Raw genomic sequence first — 20,333 nt, 5'->3', positions numbered from 1 at the left:
CCCTAAACACGCGGGGCCTTGGGCCGCAACCGCTGCCCGGATGACGGCGCCCGGCTGCCCGCTATCTCGGCCCCGATCCGACCCGCGAGAGACCATGACCGATACGCCTGTGGCCGATGCCCTCGAAGCCTTCCGCGCCTCCGGCTCGTCCTGGCTGACGCTGCCGTTCTTCGCCGATGGTCAGGCCGACGTCGTGGCGGCCCGTGTCGACGGACGAATCGCCGCGGGGGCCCAGGTGCTGCCGGCGCCGGACCGGATCTTCCGCGCCTTGAGGGAGACGCCGCTGCACGACGTCAAGGCGGTGATTCTCGGACAGGATCCCTACCCGACCCCGGGCGACGCCAACGGCCTCGCCTTCTCGTTCGTCGGGGCGGGGCGCCTGCCCGCGTCGTTGCGGGTGATCCTGGCGGAGGCCGGATCCGACCGCGCCGCCGGCGGCGACCTGACGCCCTGGGCACGGCAGGGCGTCTTCCTGCTCAACAGCGCCCTCACCGTCGAGGCCGGCAAGGCCGGAGCGCATCTGCGCTATGGCTGGGCCGCACTCACCGACGAGGCGGTGCGCGCGGTCTCGGACCGCCCGGAGCCGGCGGTGTTCCTGCTCTGGGGCGCGCAGGCGCGGGCCAGGGCCGCGCTGATCGACGCGGACCGCCACGGCGTGTTCGAGAGCGGTCACCCCTCCCCGCTCAACCGCGCCCGGGACTTCCCCGGTTCCGACCCGTTCGGCCGGGCCAACCGCTGGCTCGCCGCGCAGGGGCGCCGCCCGATCGACTGGCGCCTCGGCTGACGCCGTCGCCGATCTCTATTGCGGCTTGGCGGGTTCGGCCGGCTCCGCAGGCGTCTTGGTCGGGGCGCCCGGCTCCTGGCCCGCCGGCAGGAGCACGTTCTTGGCCACCGTGCCCTCTGGCCCGTACTCGCCAGCGACGGCGAGACAGGCTTGGTCGCGGTTCTGCGCCATCTGGTTCGACATCAGCGTGAACATGGTTTGCACACGGTTGCCGAACGGCCCCCGCGGCTGAACGTCGGCGATCTGAACATTCTGCTTCGCCAGGAGGGCCTCGAACTGCGCGCTGCCGATCCGGTAGCCGCAGACATTGGAGGCGGCGAAGATGTAGGAGGCGAACTCCAGGGCGCGCGGCGACGGCGCGTTGCGGATCTGCGCCTGTGCCGGCAATGCCGTCAGCGCGGCGGCGGCGAGGAGGGCGATCCGGGTCGTGGTCGGGCGCATGCGCGGTAGTTTCCTCGATCGAGCGGGGCCTCTTGCGGGCCACGTCTGGCACCGGGACATAGGCCGGTCCGGTGCGCACGCCAATGCGACGGAATTTGCCGGCAATCCGCGCATCTACTTTCACGGCCTGTTGGCCATAGGGGCAGTCCCTGACCGGCACGCCGACGAAAACGGCGTCGTTTTTCGGTGGAACGCCGGCGCGTGAGAGAGTGTTAACCTGCTCGCGTCACGCCAGAGCCTGCAATTTGTCCAGATTCAGGCGGTCCGCATCGCATGTACGGCGTCCATCCTCCTGCGGCATTCCTTCCAGTCCCGGCGCGGGACGCCGACCGGCGCGTCCGGACAGGCGATGCGGGAGGGGCCAACGCGGATCGTCGCGTGGCACCGTCCGGACCCGCCGCCGCGATCTGCCCGCACCGTTTTTCCCGCTGGGCCTGGAGCGAGGGCCTGCGCGCCGGTCAGACCGTGGCGCTCCTGGTGCAGGATCTCGGTCAGGCCGAGGCCATGCGGCTCGGCCTCGTCCGCCTCGGCCTGCGCGTGGTTTGCCTGGACTGCGCCGGCCGCGGCCAGGCCCTCGCCGATAGCCTGTCCCAGTCGGATGCCGCGCTGGTCGTCGTCGATACAAACCTTGCCGATGTCTATGCCGGGCTGATGGGTCGGCTCGCCAGCTATCCCGCCGTCTGGTGGAACGGCCCGGGCGCCGACTACGCCAGCCTCGACCTCGCCCTCGCCGAGCAGGCCTGACGGGCAGCCCACCCGGTCCGGGACCGGTGCCCGCGCACCGCGCGCCGCCGGGTTGGTTCGAGGACGGCCGACGGCGCGGCTCGCCGCGCCGGCATCGCGGAGCCGGAGCCGGCGTGCTAACCTCGCTTGACGAGATCGGCCCCGTGCCAGGGAGGCCGGCACCGGGAGACGCCGCGATGACCTCAGCCACGGCCCACGCCGCGACAGCTCCGGAGGCGCCGGTACTGCTGCGCAGCGACGCCGACGGGGTCGCGACCCTGACGCTCAACCGGCCCCAGGCGCGCAACGCCCTGTCGATGGCCCTCATGGGCGCCCTCCAGGATCAGCTCGACGCCATCCGCGCGGATCCGGCGGTCCGGGTCGTGATTCTCCAGGGGGCGGGGCCCGCCTTCTGCGCCGGGCACGATCTCAAGGAGATGCGGACCGATCCCTCCCGCGCGGCGACAGAGGCGGTGTTCCGCACCTGCGCCCGGCTGATGCTGAGCCTGACGCGCCTGCCGCAGCCGGTGATCGCCCGGGTTCACGGGATCGCCACCGCCGCCGGCTGCCAGCTCGTCGCCACCTGCGACCTCGCCGTCTGCACCGAGACGGCCCGTTTCGCCACGCCGGGGGTGCAGATCGGCCTGTTCTGCTCGACCCCGATGGTCGCCCTGTCGCGCGCCGTCTCGCGCAAGGCCGCGCTGGAGATGCTTCTGGTGGGCGAGCCGATCGACGCCGCGGAGGCCCTGCGGATCGGCCTCGTCAACCGGGTGGTCCCGGAGGCGGAACTCGACGCGGCGGTCGGCGCCCTGGCGACGCGGATCGCCGGGAAGGCCCGGCGTGTCCTGGCGATCGGCAAGGAGGCGTTCGGTCGCCAGCTCGAGATGGGTCTCGAGGACGCCTACGGCTACGCCGCCGAGGTGATGACGCGGAACATGATGATGGCCGACGCCCAGGAGGGCATCGACGCCTTCCTGGGCAAGAGGCCGCCGCGCTGGGAGCCGTGAGGCCGCGAGATCGCGCGCGGTGGCGCGATACGACGCAGGCCGGTCGGCGCCGCGCTTATAGGTAACGACGCGCCCTGCCCTAGGTGGTTCGGCACACCCGATCCTGTCGGATGCGGCGCCGCAACGCGGAACGGCTGATGAGCACCATCGACCTGTTCGGACTGACGCTGGCCTTCTACGGGGCGATGCCGCCGCCGCGACCGCCGCGGCCGGATCGCAACGGCGCGACCTGGGCCGCCGCCGTGATCTTCGGGGGCATCTGCCTCGCCACGATCGGTCCCATGATCACCATCTGGAGCTTCCACCGGCCCTACGCCGAAGCCAAGGCGCGCTGCATCGCCTCCGGCGGCCGGGTCCTGTATGGGGCGCTGGACGGCAGCGGCCCCTATCGCTGCGAGCGGCCCGCCGGGACCGCCGCCATTGCGCATCCGGCCAAGCCGGCGGATTAATCCCGCCCGCCGCACGGGCCTTGGGCCAATCCGGTGCCTCCCGACGCGAACCCGGATACCGAGACCTTGGAAAACGCGCTCTTCCGCTGGGTTCAGTCGACCGCATTGATGCGGGCGGATGTCGAGGCCTTGATCGGCGTCGCGCTGGCGATCGGCGTCACCCTGCATGCCCTGCTGCGCAAGCGCCGGGTGAGCGTGGCGGTCGGCTGGATTGGTCTCGCGTGGCTGTCGCCGATCTTCGGGACCGCCCTGTACCTGACTTTCGGCATCAACCGGGTCTCGCGCCGCGCCCGGCGGCTGCGGACCAAGCCCTCCGATGCGACGCAGCTGCCCGACACCGACGACGCCGTGGTGCCGGAGACGCTCTGGCCCCTCGACCGGGCGATCCGGCGGATTACCAGCCTGCCGGCCTTCGCGGGCAATGCGGTGGAGATGTTCCGAAACGGCGACGCGGCCTATCCGGTGATGCTGGCGGCGATCCGCGAGGCGCAGGCCAGCATCGGCCTGTCGAGCTACATCTTCCGGGACGATGCCACCGGCCGCGAATTCTGCGACGCCCTCGTCGAGGCGCAGAACCGCGGCGTGAAGGTGCGCGTCATCATCGACGGGATCGGCGGCGGCTACTTCCGGACGCCCGTCTACCGCCGGCTGACGGCGGCCGGGGTGCCGGTGGCCCTGTTCATGCACTCGGCCCTTCCCTGGCGGATGCCGTTCCTCAACCTGCGCTCCCACAAGAAGCTGCTGATCCTCGACGGGCGCATCGCCTTCACGGGCGGTCTCAACATCTCGCACGCGAATCGCGTCGCGCTGAAGCCCGAGCATCCGATCCGGGACACGCATTTCCGTATGACCGGGCCCGTGGTCGAGCAACTCGCCGCCGCCTTCGCGGCGGATTGGGCCTTCGTGGACGGCGAGATCCTCGACGGCGAACCGTGGTTCGTCGATCTCGAGCCGTGCGGGCCCAGCGTCGCCCGGGCCGTCACCTCCGGCCCGGATGCGGACGTCGAGAAGATCGAGCAGGTCATCCTTCAGACGCTCGCCTGCGCGCGCCGGAAGGTCCGGTTCGTAACGCCTTACTTCCTGCCCGACGAACTGGTGACCGGCGCTCTGGCCCAGGCCGCGATGCGGGGCATCACCGTCGACGTGATCATCCCGCGGGTCAGCGACCATCCGTTCATCGACTGGGCGACCCGGGCGCATCTCGAGCCGCTGCTGCGGGCCGGGGTGCAGGTGTGGCTCGACGAGCCGCCCTTCGACCATTCCAAGGCGATGGTGGTTGACGACATCTGGTGCTTCGTCGGCAGCGCCAACTGGGACATGCGCAGCTTCCGGCTCAACTTCGAGCTGAACGTCGAGATCATCGACGCGGATTGCGCGGCCGCGCTCGACCGGTTCATGCGCGGCAAGATGGAGACGCAGCTCAGGCGGGAGGATCTCGCCGCGCGCGGCCTGCCGGTCCGTTTGCGCGACGCAGGCGTGCGACTGCTGCTGCCATACCTTTGAAGCGTCCCGGGGCATGCGCCTCGGGGGCCGGGCCGAGATGGACGATGATCGGCCGGTGATCGGAGGGCCCCCGCGGCAGCACCGCATGGGCGTGGCAGACGAGGCCGCGGGCGAGGCAGCGGTCGAGCCGCAGGGGCAGCACCTCGACCATCGCGTGCGTCGACTGACGCGGTCCGACATCGCGAAAACCCGGGATCATCGCGGGGCCGACAATGTTGTAATCGCCGAGAACCGCGGCCCGGGGCGGCAGCTCGCTGACGATGCGGCGCAGCTGGCGGCGGTTGAGCATCTGCCCATGCGACAGGTGGACGTTGGCCACGCCGAACTCGCCGAGGTCCAGGATCTGGCAGACCCGGTGCACCAGCGCCCCCGAGGGCAGCGCGATGACCCGGGGCGGCGCCGGCCAGGGCCTGGGGCTCCACATGGCCAGCCCGTGGATCCGGCCCGGCAGGGGTGCCCAGGCGTAGTGGCCGCCGATCCGGTCCAGCAGGAAGCCGATGGCCCGGGTCGCCTCCTGCATCAGCAGCAGGTCGGGCTTCTCCTGGGCGACGAGGGCGGCCACGTCGTCAACCGCCGCGCCGGTGCGCCGCAGCAGGTTCCAGCTCACGATCTTGAAGGGCTGATGCGGCCGATCGGCGGGGTAAATCGGCAGGGCGTGCGACGATGCGGCGGTGAGGCGGGCCGGGCGTGCAGCAGGATTCATCGGGCCGGTCTCGTACCTCATCGCGCGGCTCTCCCGTCACCGCCACGCTCTAACGCGCCCGGGGCCGGGACGTTCGACCGGATTCGCACCGACGCCGCGGAAGGGCCCGATCGACGAGCAACAGAGGCCGTCCCCGGCGACGTGCCCCACAGCTCGTCGCATGCCGCCGCTTGAGGCGACCCCTGTCGGCGGCCTAAGAGCCCGCATTGTGATGCCGACGGCTGCGCGCGATCGCGCCCCGGCTCGCCACCGATCCCTCCCGGAGACCGATGACTGCGTTCAGCTTCATCCACGCGGCGGATCTGCATCTCGGCAGCCCGCTCTCGGGCCTCGCCACGCGTGACGCGGATCTCGCCCGGCGCCTCGCCTCGGCCGGGCGGCAGGCCTTCGAGGACCTGGTGAGCCAAGCGATCGAGCGGTCGGTCGCCTTCGTGGTGGTGGCCGGCGACGTCTACGACGGCGACTGGGCCGACACCACGATCGGCCTGTTCTTCGCCCGGCAGGTGGCGCGCCTCGACCGTGCCGGCATCCCGACGATCCTCGTGCGCGGCAACCACGACGCCGAGAGCGTCATCACGCGCTCGATCACGCTGCCGGACTCCGTGCATGTCTTCCCGGCGGCCCGCGCCGGCACCCTGCGCCTCGACGCGCTGCGGGTCGCGATCCACGGCCGCAGCTTCCAGGGTCGGGCCGTCGAAGAGAACCTGTCGCTCACCTACCCGGCGGCCGTGCCGGGCTGGTTCAATCTCGGGGTCCTGCACACCTCCTGCACCGGCCACGCCGCCCACGAAACCTATGCCCCCTGCTCGGTCGCCGACCTCGCGGCCCGGGGCTACGAGTACTGGGCGCTCGGCCACATCCACGAATACGCGGAGCTGTCCCGGGATCCCTGGATCGTGTTCCCCGGCAATCTCCAGGGCCGGAGCGTGCGCGAGTGCGGCGAGAAGGGGGCGGTCGTGGTGGACGTCGCCGACGGGCGGGTGACGGGCGTCAGCCGCCTGCCCCTCGACCGAGCCCGGTTCGAGCGGATCGCGGTCGACCTCGCGGCGGCGGCCGACCCGCGCGGCGCCGTGGAGGCCGTCGAGGCGGCCCTGAGGCCGCTCGCCGCCGTCGCGGCCCGCCGGCTGCTCCTGGTCCGCGTCCACCTCGTCGGCACCACCCGCGCCCACGACGCCCTGGCGGCCGACCGGGAGACCCTGACGGCCGAGATCCAGGCGGCCGCGCACCGGCTGCACGAAGATATCTGGCTGGAGCGCCTGAAGATCGAGACGTGCCGCCCGCGCGCCGCGGTGGAGCCCTCCGGCGCCGCCATCGACCCCGCCGCGCTGCTGGCCGAGCTCGACCGCGACCCCGATTTCCGCACAAGGGCCAAGGCGGCCCTGGCCGAGATCGGTGGCCGGATCCCGGTGACCGCCGCAGCGGAAGCCGACTTCGACGCGGAATTCGACGCCCTCTGTGCCGAGGCGGAGGCGCTGGTCCTCGGGCGCCTCGGCGGCCGGCCCTGCTGAGGCGATCGCCCATGGAGGCCCGATGCGCCTGATCCGCCTCGCCCTGGAGCGCTACGGCGCCTTCACGGACCGCACGGTCGAATTCCGGCCGGATGCGCGCCTTCACGTGGTGCTGGGCGCCAATGAGGCCGGCAAGAGCACCGCGCTGGCGGCGGTCACCGATCTGCTGTTCGGCTTCGGGAAATCCACCCCCTACGCCTTCCTGCACGACATGCCGCAGCTGCGCCTCGGCGCGGAGATCGCCGCCGCCGACGGCCGCCGTCTGTCCTTCCGGCGCCGGAAGGGCAACAGCCGGACCCTCATCGACGCCGCCGAGGCGCCGCTCCCCGACGACGCGCTGGCGCCGTTCCTCGGCGGACTGTCCCGGCCGGTCTTCTGCCGGGCCTTCGGCCTCGACGCGGCGAGCCTCCGGGCCGGCGGGCGCGAGATGGTCGACGTGGAGGGCGAGGTTGGCGCGAGCCTGTTCGCGGCGGGTTCGGGCCTGCGCGGACTCACGGAGCTGCAGACGACACTCGATGCGGAGGCCGACGCCATCTTCGCCCCGCGCCAAGCCAAGCACCGGACCTTCTACCAAGCCCTGGAGCGTCACGAGACGGCACGGCGGGCGATCCGCGAGCGGGGCCTGCGCGCCGGCGACTGGCGGGCGCTCAACGACGAGATCGCGGCGGCGGCCGCGCAGCTCGAGGCGTTGCGGGCTGAGCAGAAGGCCATCGCGGTGGCGCGCGCCCGGCTGGAGCGGCTCAAGCGCGTCCGGCCGATCATCGCCGAGATCGACGCGCTGGAGGAGCGCATCGCCGCCGAGACCGACCTCGCCGATGCGGATCCCGCCTGGATCGCCCGTTTCGGGGCCGCCCTTGACGCGTGCCGCGCCGCGGAAGCCGAGGCGGTGCGGGCCGAAGCCGCGCGCGACCGGGCCCGGAGCGAGGCCGAGGCGGTACCGGTCGAGCCGGCGCTGACCCACCGGGCCGACGAGATCCTGGCGGCGTTCAGCGGCACCAAGGAGTTCGAGAAGGGCGGCACCGACCTGCCCCGGATCGAGGGCGACGCCTACAAGGTCGGGCTGGAGCTTGAGCGGCTGCGTGGCCGGATCGGCGCCCCCGATCTCGCCGCGCTCGAGGCTGGGCAGCCTCCGGACGCCGCGCGCGCGCGGATCGAGCGCCTGATCCGCGAGGGCCGGACCTTCGCGGCCGCGGAGGATCAGCTCGCCCGTGACCTCGCCGCCGCCCGCGCCGAGCGGGAGCGCCTCGCCCGGGAGATGGAGGCGGCGGATGCGGCCCGGGATCCGACCCCCCTTCGGGAAGCGTTGAAGCCCCTCGCCCGCCTGCACGAATGGATCGCCGCCCGCGAGACCCTCGACGCCGCCATTTGCCGAGAGGCGGCGCTGCTGCACAACCAGGCGGGGCGGCTGTCGCCTCCGGTGGCCGACCTCGCCGTCCTCGTCCGGACGCCTCTGCCCGCTCCCGATACGGTGGCGCGTTACCGTCAGCGTCTGGAGACCAAGACCCGCGAGCACGAGCGGGCCGCCGACCGTCGCGACACCGCCCGCCGGCAGGTCGCCGCCACCCAGGCGCGGCTGCGTGAGCGCGAGGCCGGCCGGCCCGTCGCCACCCGGGAGCGGCTCGACGCGCTGCGGGCGACCCGCGATGCCGCCTTCGCGTTTCTCCGCGATGCCCTGGCGGAAGGGCGCCCGGCCGGGATCGCCGAGATCGCAGCCTTCGAGCGCGCGCTCCTGTCGGCCGACCGCGTCGCCGACGAGCGGGCCTCCGATGCGGCCCGGGTCGCGGCCCACGCCGCCGACCTGGAGCGCCTCGCCACCGAGGAGGCGGAGGCCACGCAGGCCGATGAGGTCCTCGCCGCCCTCGCCGCCGAGCTCGCCGCGGGCGAGGCGGCCTGGCAGGAGGCCTGGCGGCCCGCCGCCCTCGTGCCCGGCCCGCCGGCCGAGATGGCGGCGTGGCTCGCCGAGGTGGAGAGCCTGATCGAAGCGGAGCAGCGGCTCGCCGCGCAGCGGATCGAGGCGGATCGCCTCCGGGTGCGGATCGAGGCCGCCCGGGCGCCGCTGACCGATCTGCGCAACCGCGCCGGGCTCGACGCCGCACCGGACCTCGAGATCGCTGCCGCGCTGGACGGTCTGGAAGCGCGGGTCGCCACCCTGGCAAGCCGCTGGGAAGCCAATCTTCAGACTGCCGGTCTGGTGCGCGCCGCCGGACTTTCGGTTGAGCGGCTGGAGCGGGCCCTCGCCGAGACCGCCGCTCGGCGCGCCGCGTGGCAGGCCGATTGGGCGGCGGCATTGCTGCCCCTCGGGCTCGACGGTGCGGCTGGGCCCGAAGAGGCCGAGGGCGCGCTGGAGGCATGGCGGAGCGTGCCGGACCGGTTGGCGGAGCGGGCCGCCCTGCAGCGCCGGTCCACCGGCATCCGGCGGGACATGGAGGCGTTCCGGGTCACGGTGGCCACCCTGGTCGAGGCCCTGGCGCCCGATCTCGCGCAGGCGCCGCCCGCCGGTGCGATCCGGACCCTCCACAGCCGTCTCGTCGCCGCACAGGCCCGGGAAGCGCGGCGTGCCGAGCTCGACCGCCGCCGCGAGGAGGCCGAGTTGGCGCATCGCGATGCCGCGGAATCGCACGAGGCGGCCCGGGCGACCCTCGTCCGGCTGGTGGCCGAGGCGATGCCGGACCTCGCCGCTGCCCCGACTGCGGAGATCGATCGTCTGTTCGGCCGCTTGAGCGCCCGGGAGCTGCTGCGCGCCGAGCGTCTGCGGCTCCGCGGCAGCCTCGCGGGCGCAGCGGACGGGCTTCCCGAGGCCGAGCTGCGCGCCGGTCTCGAGACCCTGCCCCCAGAGGCCATCGAGGCCGAACTGGCGCGTCTGGCACTCGAGGCCGAAGAGCAGGCCGAACGCGGGCAGGTGATCTTCGCCGACCGCGACCGCGCCGAGCGGCGCCGGGCGGAACTGGAGGGCGGCACCGGCGCCGAACTGGCCCTCGCCGAGCGCAAGGCGGCGGAGGCGGATCTCCAGGCGGCGGCGCGCTCCTGGGCCGTGCTGCGGCTCGCCGGTCTGATGCTGGGGCAGGCGGTGGCCCGCCATCGCGCGGGGCAGCAGGATCCCCTCGTCGCCCGGGCGGGCGCGCTGTTCCGGGCCCTCACCGGCGGCGCGTTCTCCGGCCTTGCCCAGATCTACGACGAGGCCGACACCCCGAAGCTCGCGGGGCAGCGCGCCGGGGGCGGCACGGTGGCGATCGAGGGCATGAGCGAGGGCACCCGCGACCAGCTCTACCTCGCCCTGCGGCTGGCCTACCTGGAAGACTACGCCGAACGCGCCGAGCCGGCGCCCTTCATCGGCGACGACCTGTTCTCGACCTTCGACGAGACCCGGACCGGCTACGGTCTGGACGCACTGGCGGCGATCGGGGAACGGGTCCAGCCGATCCTGTTCACGCACCACCGCCACGTGGCGGACATCGCCCGTGACAGGCTCGGCGAAGCGGTGGACGTGGTGGCGCTGTAGAAGGGGCTGGAAGCGCCCCGTCCCGGCGCGCGGCCCTCCTCAGGCGCCCGAGCCCCCGAGATAGCGTGCCTCAAGATGCGCCCGGAACGCTTCCGTGCCGAGTGGCGTCCCGGTGGCGCGGGTGAGCAGCGCGTCGGTGTCCAGCAGGCTTCCGACCGCGTGGACGTTCGTCCGGAGCCAGTCCCGCAAGGGACCGAAATCGCCCTGCGCGAGGCGGTCCGGTAAGGCCGGCTCGGCCGATCGGGCGGCGCGGAACAGCTGCGCGGCGGCCAGGGCGCCGAGGGTGTAGGTCGGGAAATAGCCAAAGGCGCCACTCGGCCAGTGGATATCCTGGAGGCAACCGACCCGGTCGTCTGGTACGGTGAGGCCGAGGAGATCGCGCAGGCCGTCGTTGAACGCCCCCGGCAGATCGCGCACCGCGAGGTCGCCCGCGATCATCGCCGTCTCCAGACGGTAGCGCAGGAGGATATGGGCCGGGTAGGTCGCCTCGTCGGCATCCACCCGGATGAAGCCCGGCGCCACCCGAATGTTGAGCGCGTGCAGATTCTCCGGCGACCATTCCGGTCCGGAACGCCCGAAGGCCGCCTGCAGGAGCGGCGCCAGGAAGGTGAAGAAGTCCCGGCTCCGGCAGGCCTGCATCTCGACGATGAGCGACTGGCTCTCGTGCAGGCTCATCCCCCGCGCCGCGCCCACCGGCTGGTTCCGCCACGCGGCCGGCCGGCCCTGCTCGTAGAGGGCGTGTCCGGTCTCGTGGAGAACGCCCATCAGGGCCCGCCCGAAATCGGCCGCGTCGTAGCGGGTGGTGATACGGACGTCGTCGGTGGCGCCGCCGCAGAACGGATGCAGACTGATGTCGAGCCGGCCGCGGGTGAAGTCGAATCCCACCGCCTCCATCAGCCTGAGGCCGAGATCGCGCTGCACCGCCACGTCGAACGGGCCGGCGAGCGGGAGCGGCGCCGGACGGGACGCCTGGATCTCGCGCGCGCGGGCGATCAGGTCCGGCAGCCAGCCGGTCAGATCCGCGAAGAGCGGATCGATCGTCGCCCGGCGCATGCCGGGATCGTAGCCGTCGAGGAGCGCGTCGTAGGGGTCGAGCCCGAGGGCCGCGCCCTTCGCCTGGCCGATCTCCCGCTGGAGCCGCAGCACCTCGGCGAGGTGGGGCTCGAGGCGGGCGAAGTCGGCGTCGCGCCGCGCCTCGCGCCACACCATCTCCGAGCGGGACACGGCGCGGGAGCTGGCCTCGACGAGGTCGCGGGGGACGGCCGTGGCATGGGCCTGGGTGCGGCGCATCTCCCGCAGGTTGGCGGCGGCCCAGGGTTCGAGGTCGCCGCCCTGCTCGGCGGCCGCCAGTTCCTCGGCGGCCTCGGGAGCGGTGAGCATCCCGTGGGCGAGCCCGCGCAGAATCGCGAGCTGGTCCCCGCGGGCCTCGGCGGCGCCGTCCGGCATCAGGGTCTGCGCGTCCCAGCCGAGGATCCCGGCCGCGCCCTCGAGGGCCGCGAGCCGGGCGAAGCGCTGTTCGAGAATCTGGTAGGCGGTCATGCAGGCAGAGCCTTCTCAAGCTGCGGAAAAAACGGGCGGACTGAAGGTCCCTCTCATTTTCAACGTCTTATGCTCGATCGCCGCAAGCGTGACATTCGAAGCCCCCACGCCCGCGATGCAAATCCCGGTCGAAAGCGCCCTGGCCCGCTTGCCAAATCCGAAACATCGCTTAGGTTGACTTCGTTGCCATAAGGGAAACCTGAAGTGACTGACAATCTCAATCGGCGGGAGCCGGAAGACAAATTCAAGATCAACGTCCATGAGGACTGGGAGCTTGATTATTGGGCCAGAAAGTTTGGGGTCACGAAAGAACAGATCAAGGATGCGGTCAGGCGGGTTGGCGTGCAAACCAAAGACGTCGCCAAGCATCTCGGCAAAACCTGGCCCTAGCTCTCGCGTGGTTGCGCGGATGGGCATGCTGAGATGAGCGTACTGAGTTGTTGATCGGAGCAGGTGCTCAGGAGCATCTACGTCGACGGGGCCATTACCCTGCCTGCAGCATCTCTAACTCGAGCCAGCGATCCTCCGCCTGCGACAGCTCGGTCTCGGCCTGCGCCAGCATGGTCGAAGCCTTGTCGAACCGGGCCGGATCGCGGGCGTACAGTTCGGGGTCGGCCAGGATCGTTTTGAGCTGGGCGATCGCCGCCTCCAGCTTCTCGATGCGGGCCGGCAGCGTCTTCAACTCGTGCTGGTCCTTGAAGCCGAGCTTGGGCTTGCCCGCGGGCTGGGCCGCCGGTGCGGCGTTGCGCTCGCGCGGCTCCTTCGCCTTCGGCGCGACGGTCCGCGCCTCGACGCCCTGACCCCGCTGGACCAGCATGTCGCTGTAGCCGCCGGCATACTCGACCCAGCGGCCGGCGCCCTCGGACACCAGCACGCTGCCCGCCACGCGGTCGAGGAAGTCGCGGTCGTGGCTCACCAGGATCAGCGTCCCCTGGTAGTCGCCCAGCATCTCCTGGAGCAGGTCGAGGGTCTCGAGGTCGAGGTCGTTCGTGGGCTCATCGAGGACGAGGAGATTCGCCGGCTGGGCCAGGGCCCGGGCGATCAGCAAGCGGTTGCGCTCGCCGCCGGACAGGACCGAAACGGGCGTGCGGGCCTGCTCGGGGGTGAACAGGAAGTCCTTCAGGTAGCCGATCACGTGGCGGCTCTGGCCGTTCACCACGACGCTGTCGCCACGGCCGCCGGTGAGCACGTCGGTGACGGTCATCCCGGGCTCCAGCACGGCGCGGGCCTGATCGAGCACCACCGGCAGCAGGTTGGTCCCGAGGACGACCTGCCCGGAATCGGGCGCGAGCCGGCCCATGAGCAGGTTGATCAGGGTACTCTTGCCGGCGCCGTTCGCCCCGACGATGCCGAGCCGGTCCCCGCGCATCACCCGAAGGGACAGCCCGTCGACGATCTTGCGCTCCCCGTAGCTCTTGGCGATGTCGCGGGCCTCGACCACGAGGCTCCCCGAGGATTCGGCATCGGAGGCCTGCATGCTGACGCTGCCCACCGGGCGGCGCACCTCGCGCCGGTTCTGGCGCAGCTCGTGCAGGTTGCCGAGGCGGCGGACGTTGCGCTTGCGCCGGGCGGTGACCCCGTAGCGCAGCCAGTGCTCCTCGGCGGCGATCTTGCGGTCGAGCTTGTGCTGGTCCCGCTCCTCCTCCTCGAAGAAGGCGTCGCGCCACGCCTCGAAGCTGGAGAAGCCCTGGTCGATCCGGCGCGTCTCGCCCCGGTCGAGCCAGATCGTGGCCCGCGACAGGGCCGAGAGGAAGCGCCGGTCGTGGCTGATCAGCACGAGGGCCGCGCGGGTGCCCTTCAGCTCGGCCTCGAGCCACTCGATCGCCGGCAGGTCGAGGTGGTTGGTGGGCTCGTCGAGAAGCAGAACGTCGGGCTCGGGGGCGAGCGCCTGCGCCAATGCGGTGCGCCGCCCCTCGCCGCCGGAGAGCTTGGTTGGATCCTCGGCACCCGTGAGGCCGAGGCTCTCCAGCAGGTAACGGGCGCGGTGGGTCGATTCGCCAGGCGGCAGCCCGGCCTCGACGAAATCGAGGGTGGTGTCGAAGCCCGTGAAGTCGGGTTCCTGGGCGAGGTAGCGGATCGTGGTGCCGGGTTGGACGAAACGGCGCCCCTTGTCGGGATCGACGAGTCCCGCGGCGATCTTCATGAGCGTCGACTTGCCCGACCCGTTCCGACCGACGAGGCAGGTGCGCTCACCCGGCGCGATGGCGATGTCGGCACGGGTGATCAGGGGCGTGCCGCCGAAAGTCAGGGCGACGTCCTGGAGGGTGAGGAGCGGGGGAGCGGCCATGGGCCGGCTTATGGCAGTGTGGGGCGGCCTGTTCAAACGGCGCCGCCCCCCGACCTCGTCGGCGGGTCAGGCGATCGGATTGGCCGGTCCCGTCGGCGGGCTGATCCCGGGCGCGCCCGGATCGTTGACCGGGATCTCCGGCGGATGGACGCCCGGCGCCTCGGCCGGGGTGTTCCCCGGGATCTCCGGTCCGGGCGGCTGCGTCGGGGCCTGCGGCGGATCGTAGGGTCGGTCCGGCACCGGAGCCGGCTGCGGCGGGACCTCGGGGACCTGCCCCGGATCGGCGAGGGTGTAATCGGGCACCGTAATCCTCCACGAGACTGACGGCGCACTTCGGCACCGGTCCCGCGGAAACAGAGACCGGCCGATCCGGTTCCGGAGCGCTACTTCTTCGTCAGCAGGAGGTTGCCCTCCTTGCTCGCGACCTTCTGGATCTTCTCGGCGAACAGGGCGAGCAGGAACGGCAGCTTCACCTCCAGGCGGACGCTCTCGGCGCCCACGTCGATCGTCCCGGCGACTTTCTGGGTCATCGCCGACACGCCGAAATCGAGTCGGTCCCCCGTCCAGGCGAGCTGGTCCACGGTGATGCCGCTCTTGGCCAGGAAGGCCCGCGCCTGATCCGTGCCGTGCTCCAGGCGACGCTTGGCCTCATCGCGGCCGAGGTCGTGCGGGATGTCGACGATGAGGGGCTTGGGCATGGGCACTGATCCGAGCTGAACCCGGCTGCAGATGGGGCGTCCGGGCGCGGCAGACAACGCCCGGGGAGCCGCCCCGCCCTCTCGGACGGGCGGCGGCCCGGCGCGTGCGGCGCCCGTGAGGGATCAGTGCACGACTTGCAGCGACACGTAGGTCGTGCCGCCCATGCCCAGAGCGCGGGCGGAGCCACGCGACAGATCGATGATGCGGCCGCGCACGAAGGGACCGCGATCGTTGATGCGAACGACCACCGAGCGGCCGGTCCGCCTGTTCTCGACGCGGACCCGGGTGCCGAACGGCAGGCTGCGATGGGCGGCGGTCAGTCCGTTGGGGTTGAAACGCTCGCCGTTCGCGGTGCGATGACCGCTTCCATACCAGGAGGCCGCTCCGCTCTGCGCGGCGGCCGGGAGGCTTGTTCCGACGACGGTGGACAGCATTCCAAGTGAGACAACGAGCTTACCGAAACCAAACGACATTCTCGACGCATTCCCTTTGTTGTTGTCGGGGCGGCGCCAGTCGTGTCCGAAATCGGCCGGATTATGGCAGGCATTTGCGGGCCGATTCTGTCACATTTTGGCCGATTTCGTCCTGATCATGATTATTACATGGAGGTTTATTACGGTTTGTTTCCATTTGTTTCGCGGAGAATGCATTGTTTGGATCTTTCGCGTATTCGGAAAGTACTGTCCAGGCCACCCTACGGCGCGCCGAAATGGGCTGATTTTCCTAAGCCCTGCATCGGCTGTGACCCTGCATCCCGCTGAGCTGGAAGCGGACGCGGAAACCAGACCTTATGGCCGCCGCCCGGCATGCCCGGCGGTTCGGACAGTCCAGGCCCTGCGCTAGGGCCGGACGCCCGCAGATGTGACGGGTCATCGCCGCGTAAACGGCGCCCGGGACCGCCGGGTAACCGTTGCTTAATCTGTCGCAGGATTGTCCGAGAGCGGGGTCGGCAAAATCTGCAGCCCCAGAACGGGACGCGGCGCCGCCGAATTCGACAACGTGACCTTTACCGTACCGGAGGCATGGTCTGCCGGTCAGTCGCGTAACCGGTGTTTGCCATGGCTTCCCCGCGTACCGTGGCTGCCGACGCCGTCGCCCGGAAACAGGTCTCGCGTGCCGGGCGGCCCGCGTCGGCGCCACGGATGGGTCTCGTACCCGCCCAGCGTTCCCTACCCCTCGACCAGGTTCTCGTCGGGGATTGTATCGCGGCCATGAACGCTCTGCCGGCGTCGAGCGTCGACTGCGTGTTCGCCGATCCGCCCTACAACCTCCAGCTCGGCGAGGCCGGGCTGCTGCGTCCGGACCAGAGCCGCGTCGACGCCGTCGACGACGATTGGGACAAGTTCGCCACCTTCGAGGCCTACGACGCCTTCACCCGGGACTGGCTCGCCGCCTGCCGCCGCGTGATGAAGCCGAACGCGACCCTCTGGGTGATCGGTTCGTACCACAACATCTTCCGGGTCGGGAGCGCGTTGCAGGATCTCGGTTACTGGATCCTCAACGACATCGTCTGGCGCAAGGCCAACCCGATGCCGAACTTCCGCGGCAAGCGCTTCACCAATGCGCACGAGACCCTGATCTGGGCCTCGCGCTCGGCGGACTCGAAGGGCTACACCTTCCACTACGAGGCGCTGAAAGGAGGCAACGAGGACCTCCAGATGCGCTCCGACTGGTTCATCCCCCTCTGCACCGGCGAGGAGCGGCTGAAGGATGCGGACGGGCGCAAGGTTCATCCGACCCAGAAGCCCGAGGCCCTGCTCGCCCGGACGCTGTTGGCGGCGACCAATCCCGGCGACGTGGTCCTCGACCCGTTCTTCGGCACCGGCACCACCGGCGCCGTCGCCAAGCGCCTCGGCCGCCGCTTCATCGGCATCGAGCGCGAGGAGACCTACGCGGCGGCCGCCCGTGAGCGGATCGCCGCCGTCGAGACCCTGTCGAAGGCCGCCCTCATGGTGGCGCCGACCAAGCGCGCCGAGCCGCGGGTGCCGTTCCTGTCGGTGATCGAGGCGGGCCATATCCGCCCCGGCGAGACCGTCACGGACGAGCGCCGCCGCTTCCGCGCCACGGTCCGCCCCGACGGCCAGCTCGACAACGGCCTCGTCATCGGCTCGATCCACAAGATTGGCGCCCTGGTCCAGGGCCTGCCGGCCTGCAATGGCTGGACCTTCTGGCACGTGGAGCGCGGCGGCAAGCCGGTGGTGATCGACACCTACCGGGCAGGCCTGCGGCAGGCGATGGCGAACGGCTGACGAACGTCGCGGCCGTCCGCGCGGGCGGAGCGACGCCATCCAGGCTGGCATGACGCTGTCGGATGTCGCCCTGCCCTGGGCCCCGTCGCTGCGCCCGGAATCCGGAACCGCGCCGGCACTGAGCTTAAAGGCACCGTCCCGGACCGGCAGGGTCGCTGGATTCCGGGGCTCGCGCCTGCTGGCAGCCCCATACGTGCGGTGCGACCGGGTCAGGGCCGTCTTCGGGCCGGGCCCCGGCGCCGCGGCGAGGTCGGTGTCGCGGGCGGCTCCACCTCGCCCTCATGCAGATCGTCCGCTTCGGGCGGTGGCGCGGGCGCCGGCCTCGGCTGGGGCTTCGGAACGGCCCGCACGCGCGGGCGCGGAACCGGATCCGGCATCGACACCGGCGCCTCCATCGCCGCGAGGAGCGGCATCGGCGGCGGCTCCTTCCGGGGGCGTCCGCGCGGCTTCGCCTCGGGCTCCGGCTTCGGATCGAAGGCGTGGGCCAGGACCTTGCGCATCAGGCCGGGGAGCGGCTCGTCGTCGAGGGCGCTGCGCGGGGTGAAGCGCATGCCGGCCGGAACCGGTGTCGCGAGCGCGACACGGGCCACGAAGACCGTCAGCTCCAGCGGAAAATGCGTGAAGCCGTGGCGCACGAGCCCCGGAAGCCGCTTCCACCGGGCATCCAGCGGCGCGTCCAGGAGGGCGGCGGCGACGTCGTAGTCCGGCTCCCAGGCGCTGCCCGGCGGCTCGGCCATGTTGCCGAGCAGCCCCTCCGGCGCGCGCGTCCGCAGCAGCACCGCCTCGTCGCCACTGCGGATCACCACGAAGGCCGCACCGCGGCGGAGCGCGCCCTTGGCGACCTTGATCTTGCGCGGGAACGTCTGCTGGGTGCCGAGCGACCGGGCGCGGCAGGGCAGCATCCACGGGCAGAGGGCGCAGGCGGGGCGCTTGGGCGTGCAGATCGTCGCGCCGAGATCCATGAGCGCCTGGGCGAAGTCGCCGGGCCGGTCCGCCGGGACCAGCGCCTGCGTCAGGCGGCGGATCTCCGGCCGGCTGCCCGGGAGGGGCGTCTCCACCGCGTAGGCCCGGCTCAGGACCCGCTCGACATTGCCGTCGACGGCGGCCTCCGGCCGGTCGAAGGCGATCGCCGCGATGGCCCCGGCCGTGTAGGCGCCGATTCCCGGCAGCTTGCGCAGGGCGTCCGCCGTGTCGGGAAAGCGCCCGCCAGCCGCCGCGACCGCCTTGGCGCAGGCATGGAGGTTGCGGGCGCGTGAATAATAGCCGAGGCCGGCCCAGGCCGACATCACCGCCTCCTCGGGGGCGTCGGCCAGGGCGACGACATCGGGGAAGCGCGTCAGGAAGCGCTCGAAATACGGCCGAACCGCCGCGATCGTGGTCTGCTGCAGCATGACCTCGGACAGCCAGACCCGGTAGGGATCGGGCACCTCGCCGGCGAGCGCCCGCCAGGGCAGCACCCGCCGATGCCGGTCGTACCAGGCGAGCAGCTCGTCGGCGCGCGGTTCGGGGCCGGGCTTGGGATCCGTGGCGGTGCGGGTCGGCATGCGTTCAGGCTGCATAGCCGCAGGTCGGCGGCGATCATAGGGCGATGACAGCGCGGCCCCGTGCTCCCTTCGTCAACCATCCTGCGCTAACCTTCGCGGATCCACAGGGCCGGAACCATCATGGCGCGCGTCAAACCGCTGGCCGAGCTGATCGAGAGCTGCATCGGACCTGCCTTCGCGGCGCAGGGCTTCGCGTCGACCGACATCCTGGCCGCCTGGCCGGAGATCGTCGGCGAACGGCTCGCGCGATATTGCCGGCCTTCCAAGCTCGAATGGCCCAAGCGCCGCCGGAAGGATGCCGGCACGCCCGAATCCGGGACGCTGGTGGTGCGCGTCGAGGGCGTCTTCGCCCTCGAGCTGCAGCATCTCGCGCCGGTGGTGATCCAGCGGATCAACGCCCATTACGGCTGGGCCTGCGTCTCGCGGATCGTTCTGCAGCAGGACCGGGTCGGGCGCGGCGCCCGAGCGCCCTCCCCCGCCCGCATCGATCCGGCCGCCGCCGTCGAGGTGCAGCGCGCCGTAGCGGGGATCGCCGATGACGGCCTGCGCGCCGCCCTCGATCGCCTCGGCATCGCCGCGGTGGCGACGCGCCCGGACCGGTGAGCGGTCGATTCGGTCACCTTGCCAGGACGGTCGCGCCCGAGTACCGGCTTCGGAACGCCACGACTGTTCAATCCGGCGGAGCCTGCCCGATGACGACGCGACGCGACGCTCTCAAATTCTCCGGCCTCGCCCTCGGCGCCGGTCTCGCCCTGCCCTATCTCGTGCGGCCGGCCCGGGCGCAGAATTCCGAGATGGCCGCGCTGCTGCAGCCGGGTCCCCTCGGCGATGTCTGGCTCGGCCCGGCGGACGCCAAGTGCACGATCATCGAATACGCGTCGATGACCTGCTCGCACTGCGCGGCCTTCCACCGGAACACCTGGCCGACCCTCAAGGAGCGCTACATCGACACCGGCAAGGTGCGGTTCACGCTCCGCGAGTTCCCCCTCGACCCGCTGGCGACGGCGGCTTTCATGCTGGCGCGATGCCAGGGCGATTCCAAGTATTACCCGATCACCGACCTGCTGTTCGACCAGCAGCCGGCCTGGGCCTTCACGCCCAAGCCTGTGGACGCCCTGGAGCAGATGCTCCGGCAGGCCGGCTACAACAAGCAGACCTTCGAGGCCTGCCTGAAGGACCAGAAGATCTACAGCGCCGTCAACGCCGTGAAGCAGCGCGGCCTCGACGTGTTTAAGGTCGATTCGACCCCGACCTTCTTCATCAACGGCGAGCGCTATACCGGCGAGATGACCGTCGAGGGGATGGAGAAGGTGATCAAGCCGCTGATCGGGGCCTGAGAGCCCTGCCGGAGCCTTGTGCGCAACGCGGCTCCGGCGCGTCGCTTGAAGCTGGAATTCC

The 20,333-nt window shown here is 71.6% G+C and carries 19 protein-coding genes; 11 read left to right on the top strand and 8 right to left on the bottom strand.

Annotated elements, in window-relative coordinates; translation table 11 throughout:
- Positions 1–94: 94 nt before the first annotated feature.
- A complete protein-coding gene (locus MCBMB27_RS01295; protein WP_075379684.1) occupies positions 95–784 on the top strand; it encodes a uracil-DNA glycosylase in 690 nt (229 codons plus the stop codon).
- A gap of 15 nt (positions 785–799) precedes the next feature.
- Here MCBMB27_RS01295 and MCBMB27_RS01290 read toward each other — a convergent pair whose 3' ends face one another.
- On the bottom strand, positions 800–1,225 hold the full coding sequence (locus MCBMB27_RS01290; protein WP_043353176.1) for a hypothetical protein: 426 nt from the start codon (positions 1,223–1,225) through the stop codon (positions 800–802).
- A gap of 378 nt (positions 1,226–1,603) precedes the next feature.
- Between MCBMB27_RS01290 and MCBMB27_RS01285 the strand changes: the two genes are divergently transcribed.
- From MCBMB27_RS01285 to MCBMB27_RS01270, 4 genes are all read left to right on the top strand, one after another.
- A complete protein-coding gene (locus MCBMB27_RS01285) occupies positions 1,604–1,969 on the top strand; it encodes an AMP-dependent synthetase (protein WP_236952860.1) in 366 nt (121 codons plus the stop codon).
- A 176-nt stretch (positions 1,970–2,145) separates the two neighbouring features.
- The gene (locus MCBMB27_RS01280; protein WP_043383785.1) at positions 2,146–2,955 is read left to right on the top strand and encodes an enoyl-CoA hydratase; all 810 of its coding nucleotides are present in this window, start codon (positions 2,146–2,148) and stop codon (positions 2,953–2,955) included.
- Between the two features lie 137 nt (positions 2,956–3,092).
- On the top strand, positions 3,093–3,404 hold the full coding sequence (locus tag MCBMB27_RS01275) for a hypothetical protein (RefSeq protein WP_043356346.1): 312 nt from the start codon (positions 3,093–3,095) through the stop codon (positions 3,402–3,404).
- A gap of 66 nt (positions 3,405–3,470) precedes the next feature.
- A complete protein-coding gene (locus tag MCBMB27_RS01270) occupies positions 3,471–4,907 on the top strand; it encodes a phospholipase D-like domain-containing protein (RefSeq protein WP_043755835.1) in 1,437 nt (478 codons plus the stop codon).
- Here MCBMB27_RS01270 and MCBMB27_RS01265 read toward each other — a convergent pair.
- Complete coding sequence (locus tag MCBMB27_RS01265) at positions 4,825–5,610, bottom strand: endonuclease/exonuclease/phosphatase family protein (RefSeq protein ID WP_236952974.1); 786 nt, start codon at positions 5,608–5,610, stop codon at positions 4,825–4,827. The genes MCBMB27_RS01270 and MCBMB27_RS01265 overlap by 83 nt on opposite strands.
- 269 nt (positions 5,611–5,879) lie before the next feature.
- Between MCBMB27_RS01265 and MCBMB27_RS01260 the strand changes: the two genes are divergently transcribed.
- Positions 5,880–7,118 carry a metallophosphoesterase family protein gene (locus MCBMB27_RS01260; RefSeq protein WP_075379683.1) on the top strand — a complete coding sequence of 413 codons (1,239 nt, stop codon included), beginning with the start codon at positions 5,880–5,882 and terminating at the stop codon, positions 7,116–7,118.
- 22 nt (positions 7,119–7,140) lie between these two features.
- On the top strand, positions 7,141–10,617 hold the full coding sequence (locus MCBMB27_RS01255) for an ATP-binding protein (protein ID WP_075379682.1): 3,477 nt from the start codon (positions 7,141–7,143) through the stop codon (positions 10,615–10,617).
- A 39-nt stretch (positions 10,618–10,656) separates the two neighbouring features.
- Here the strand turns inward: MCBMB27_RS01255 and MCBMB27_RS01250 are convergent, their stop codons facing one another.
- A complete protein-coding gene (locus MCBMB27_RS01250; RefSeq protein WP_075379681.1) occupies positions 10,657–12,156 on the bottom strand; it encodes a carboxypeptidase M32 in 1,500 nt (499 codons plus the stop codon).
- 204 nt (positions 12,157–12,360) lie between these two features.
- On the opposite strand from MCBMB27_RS01250, the gene MCBMB27_RS01245 reads away from it, so the two are divergent.
- Positions 12,361–12,546 carry a DUF3606 domain-containing protein gene (locus MCBMB27_RS01245; protein WP_075379680.1) on the top strand — a complete coding sequence of 62 codons (186 nt, stop codon included), beginning with the start codon at positions 12,361–12,363 and terminating at the stop codon, positions 12,544–12,546.
- Positions 12,547–12,640: 94 nt separating this feature from the next.
- Here MCBMB27_RS01245 and MCBMB27_RS01240 read toward each other — a convergent pair whose 3' ends face one another.
- The 4 genes from MCBMB27_RS01240 to MCBMB27_RS01225 all read right to left on the bottom strand — a co-directional run bounded on the left by MCBMB27_RS01240 (position 12,641) and on the right by MCBMB27_RS01225 (position 15,615).
- A complete protein-coding gene (locus tag MCBMB27_RS01240) occupies positions 12,641–14,443 on the bottom strand; it encodes an ATP-binding cassette domain-containing protein (protein WP_043351897.1) in 1,803 nt (600 codons plus the stop codon).
- Positions 14,444–14,509: 66 nt separating this feature from the next.
- Positions 14,510–14,746, bottom strand: a complete 237-nt coding sequence (locus MCBMB27_RS01235) for a hypothetical protein (protein ID WP_075379679.1) — start codon at positions 14,744–14,746, stop codon at positions 14,510–14,512.
- Positions 14,747–14,826: 80 nt separating this feature from the next.
- Positions 14,827–15,141 (bottom strand): polyhydroxyalkanoic acid system family protein, encoded by a 315-nt coding sequence (locus tag MCBMB27_RS01230; protein ID WP_043351901.1) that lies wholly within the window; start codon positions 15,139–15,141, stop codon positions 14,827–14,829.
- A 123-nt stretch (positions 15,142–15,264) separates the two neighbouring features.
- Complete coding sequence (locus MCBMB27_RS01225) at positions 15,265–15,615, bottom strand: septal ring lytic transglycosylase RlpA family protein (RefSeq protein ID WP_051044822.1); 351 nt, start codon at positions 15,613–15,615, stop codon at positions 15,265–15,267.
- Positions 15,616–16,200: 585 nt separating this feature from the next.
- On the opposite strand from MCBMB27_RS01225, the gene MCBMB27_RS01220 reads away from it, so the two are divergent.
- Positions 16,201–17,391, top strand: coding sequence for a site-specific DNA-methyltransferase (locus tag MCBMB27_RS01220; RefSeq protein ID WP_269466602.1), 1,191 nt, complete (start codon positions 16,201–16,203; stop codon positions 17,389–17,391).
- A gap of 209 nt (positions 17,392–17,600) precedes the next feature.
- On the opposite strand, the gene mutY is transcribed toward MCBMB27_RS01220, so the two are convergent.
- Positions 17,601–18,935 carry an A/G-specific adenine glycosylase gene (gene mutY / locus MCBMB27_RS01215; protein WP_075379678.1) on the bottom strand — a complete coding sequence of 445 codons (1,335 nt, stop codon included), beginning with the start codon at positions 18,933–18,935 and terminating at the stop codon, positions 17,601–17,603.
- Positions 18,936–19,055: 120 nt separating this feature from the next.
- On the opposite strand from mutY, the gene MCBMB27_RS01210 reads away from it, so the two are divergent.
- Both MCBMB27_RS01210 and MCBMB27_RS01205 read left to right on the top strand, forming a co-directional pair.
- Positions 19,056–19,538 (top strand): DUF721 domain-containing protein, encoded by a 483-nt coding sequence (locus tag MCBMB27_RS01210; RefSeq protein ID WP_043383805.1) that lies wholly within the window; start codon positions 19,056–19,058, stop codon positions 19,536–19,538.
- 89 nt (positions 19,539–19,627) lie between these two features.
- Complete coding sequence (locus MCBMB27_RS01205) at positions 19,628–20,272, top strand: DsbA family protein (protein ID WP_075379677.1); 645 nt, start codon at positions 19,628–19,630, stop codon at positions 20,270–20,272.
- The last annotated feature ends 61 nt before the right edge of the window (positions 20,273–20,333 follow it).

The organism is Methylobacterium phyllosphaerae (assembly GCF_001936175.1).
In the GTDB taxonomy this organism is placed as follows: Bacteria; Pseudomonadota; Alphaproteobacteria; order Rhizobiales; family Beijerinckiaceae; genus Methylobacterium; species Methylobacterium fujisawaense.
This window is presented reverse-complemented; position numbering and strand designations above follow the sequence as displayed.

What these genes read in the sequence shown, in the direction of transcription:
- MCBMB27_RS01260 (WP_075379683.1), top strand. Translation starts at nt 5,880, where the DNA reads ATGACTGCGTTCAGCTTCATCCACGCGGCGGATCTGCATCTCGGCAGC.
- MCBMB27_RS01210 (WP_043383805.1), top strand. Translation starts at nt 19,056, where the DNA reads ATGGCGCGCGTCAAACCGCTGGCCGAGCTGATCGAGAGCTGCATCGGA.
- MCBMB27_RS01240 (WP_043351897.1), bottom strand. Translation starts at nt 14,443, where the DNA reads ATGGCCGCTCCCCCGCTCCTCACCCTCCAGGACGTCGCCCTGACTTTC.
- mutY (WP_075379678.1), bottom strand. Translation starts at nt 18,935, where the DNA reads ATGCCGACCCGCACCGCCACGGATCCCAAGCCCGGCCCCGAACCGCGC.
- MCBMB27_RS01230 (WP_043351901.1), bottom strand. Translation starts at nt 15,141, where the DNA reads ATGCCCAAGCCCCTCATCGTCGACATCCCGCACGACCTCGGCCGCGAT.
- MCBMB27_RS01205 (WP_075379677.1), top strand. Translation starts at nt 19,628, where the DNA reads ATGACGACGCGACGCGACGCTCTCAAATTCTCCGGCCTCGCCCTCGGC.
- MCBMB27_RS01255 (WP_075379682.1), top strand. Translation starts at nt 7,141, where the DNA reads ATGCGCCTGATCCGCCTCGCCCTGGAGCGCTACGGCGCCTTCACGGAC.
- MCBMB27_RS01280 (WP_043383785.1), top strand. Translation starts at nt 2,146, where the DNA reads ATGACCTCAGCCACGGCCCACGCCGCGACAGCTCCGGAGGCGCCGGTA.
- MCBMB27_RS01225 (WP_051044822.1), bottom strand. Translation starts at nt 15,615, where the DNA reads ATGTCGTTTGGTTTCGGTAAGCTCGTTGTCTCACTTGGAATGCTGTCC.
- MCBMB27_RS01295 (WP_075379684.1), top strand. Translation starts at nt 95, where the DNA reads ATGACCGATACGCCTGTGGCCGATGCCCTCGAAGCCTTCCGCGCCTCC.
- MCBMB27_RS01275 (WP_043356346.1), top strand. Translation starts at nt 3,093, where the DNA reads ATGAGCACCATCGACCTGTTCGGACTGACGCTGGCCTTCTACGGGGCG.
- MCBMB27_RS01250 (WP_075379681.1), bottom strand. Translation starts at nt 12,156, where the DNA reads ATGACCGCCTACCAGATTCTCGAACAGCGCTTCGCCCGGCTCGCGGCC.
- MCBMB27_RS01265 (WP_236952974.1), bottom strand. Translation starts at nt 5,610, where the DNA reads ATGAATCCTGCTGCACGCCCGGCCCGCCTCACCGCCGCATCGTCGCAC.
- MCBMB27_RS01220 (WP_269466602.1), top strand. Translation starts at nt 16,201, where the DNA reads ATGGCTTCCCCGCGTACCGTGGCTGCCGACGCCGTCGCCCGGAAACAG.
- MCBMB27_RS01290 (WP_043353176.1), bottom strand. Translation starts at nt 1,225, where the DNA reads ATGCGCCCGACCACGACCCGGATCGCCCTCCTCGCCGCCGCCGCGCTG.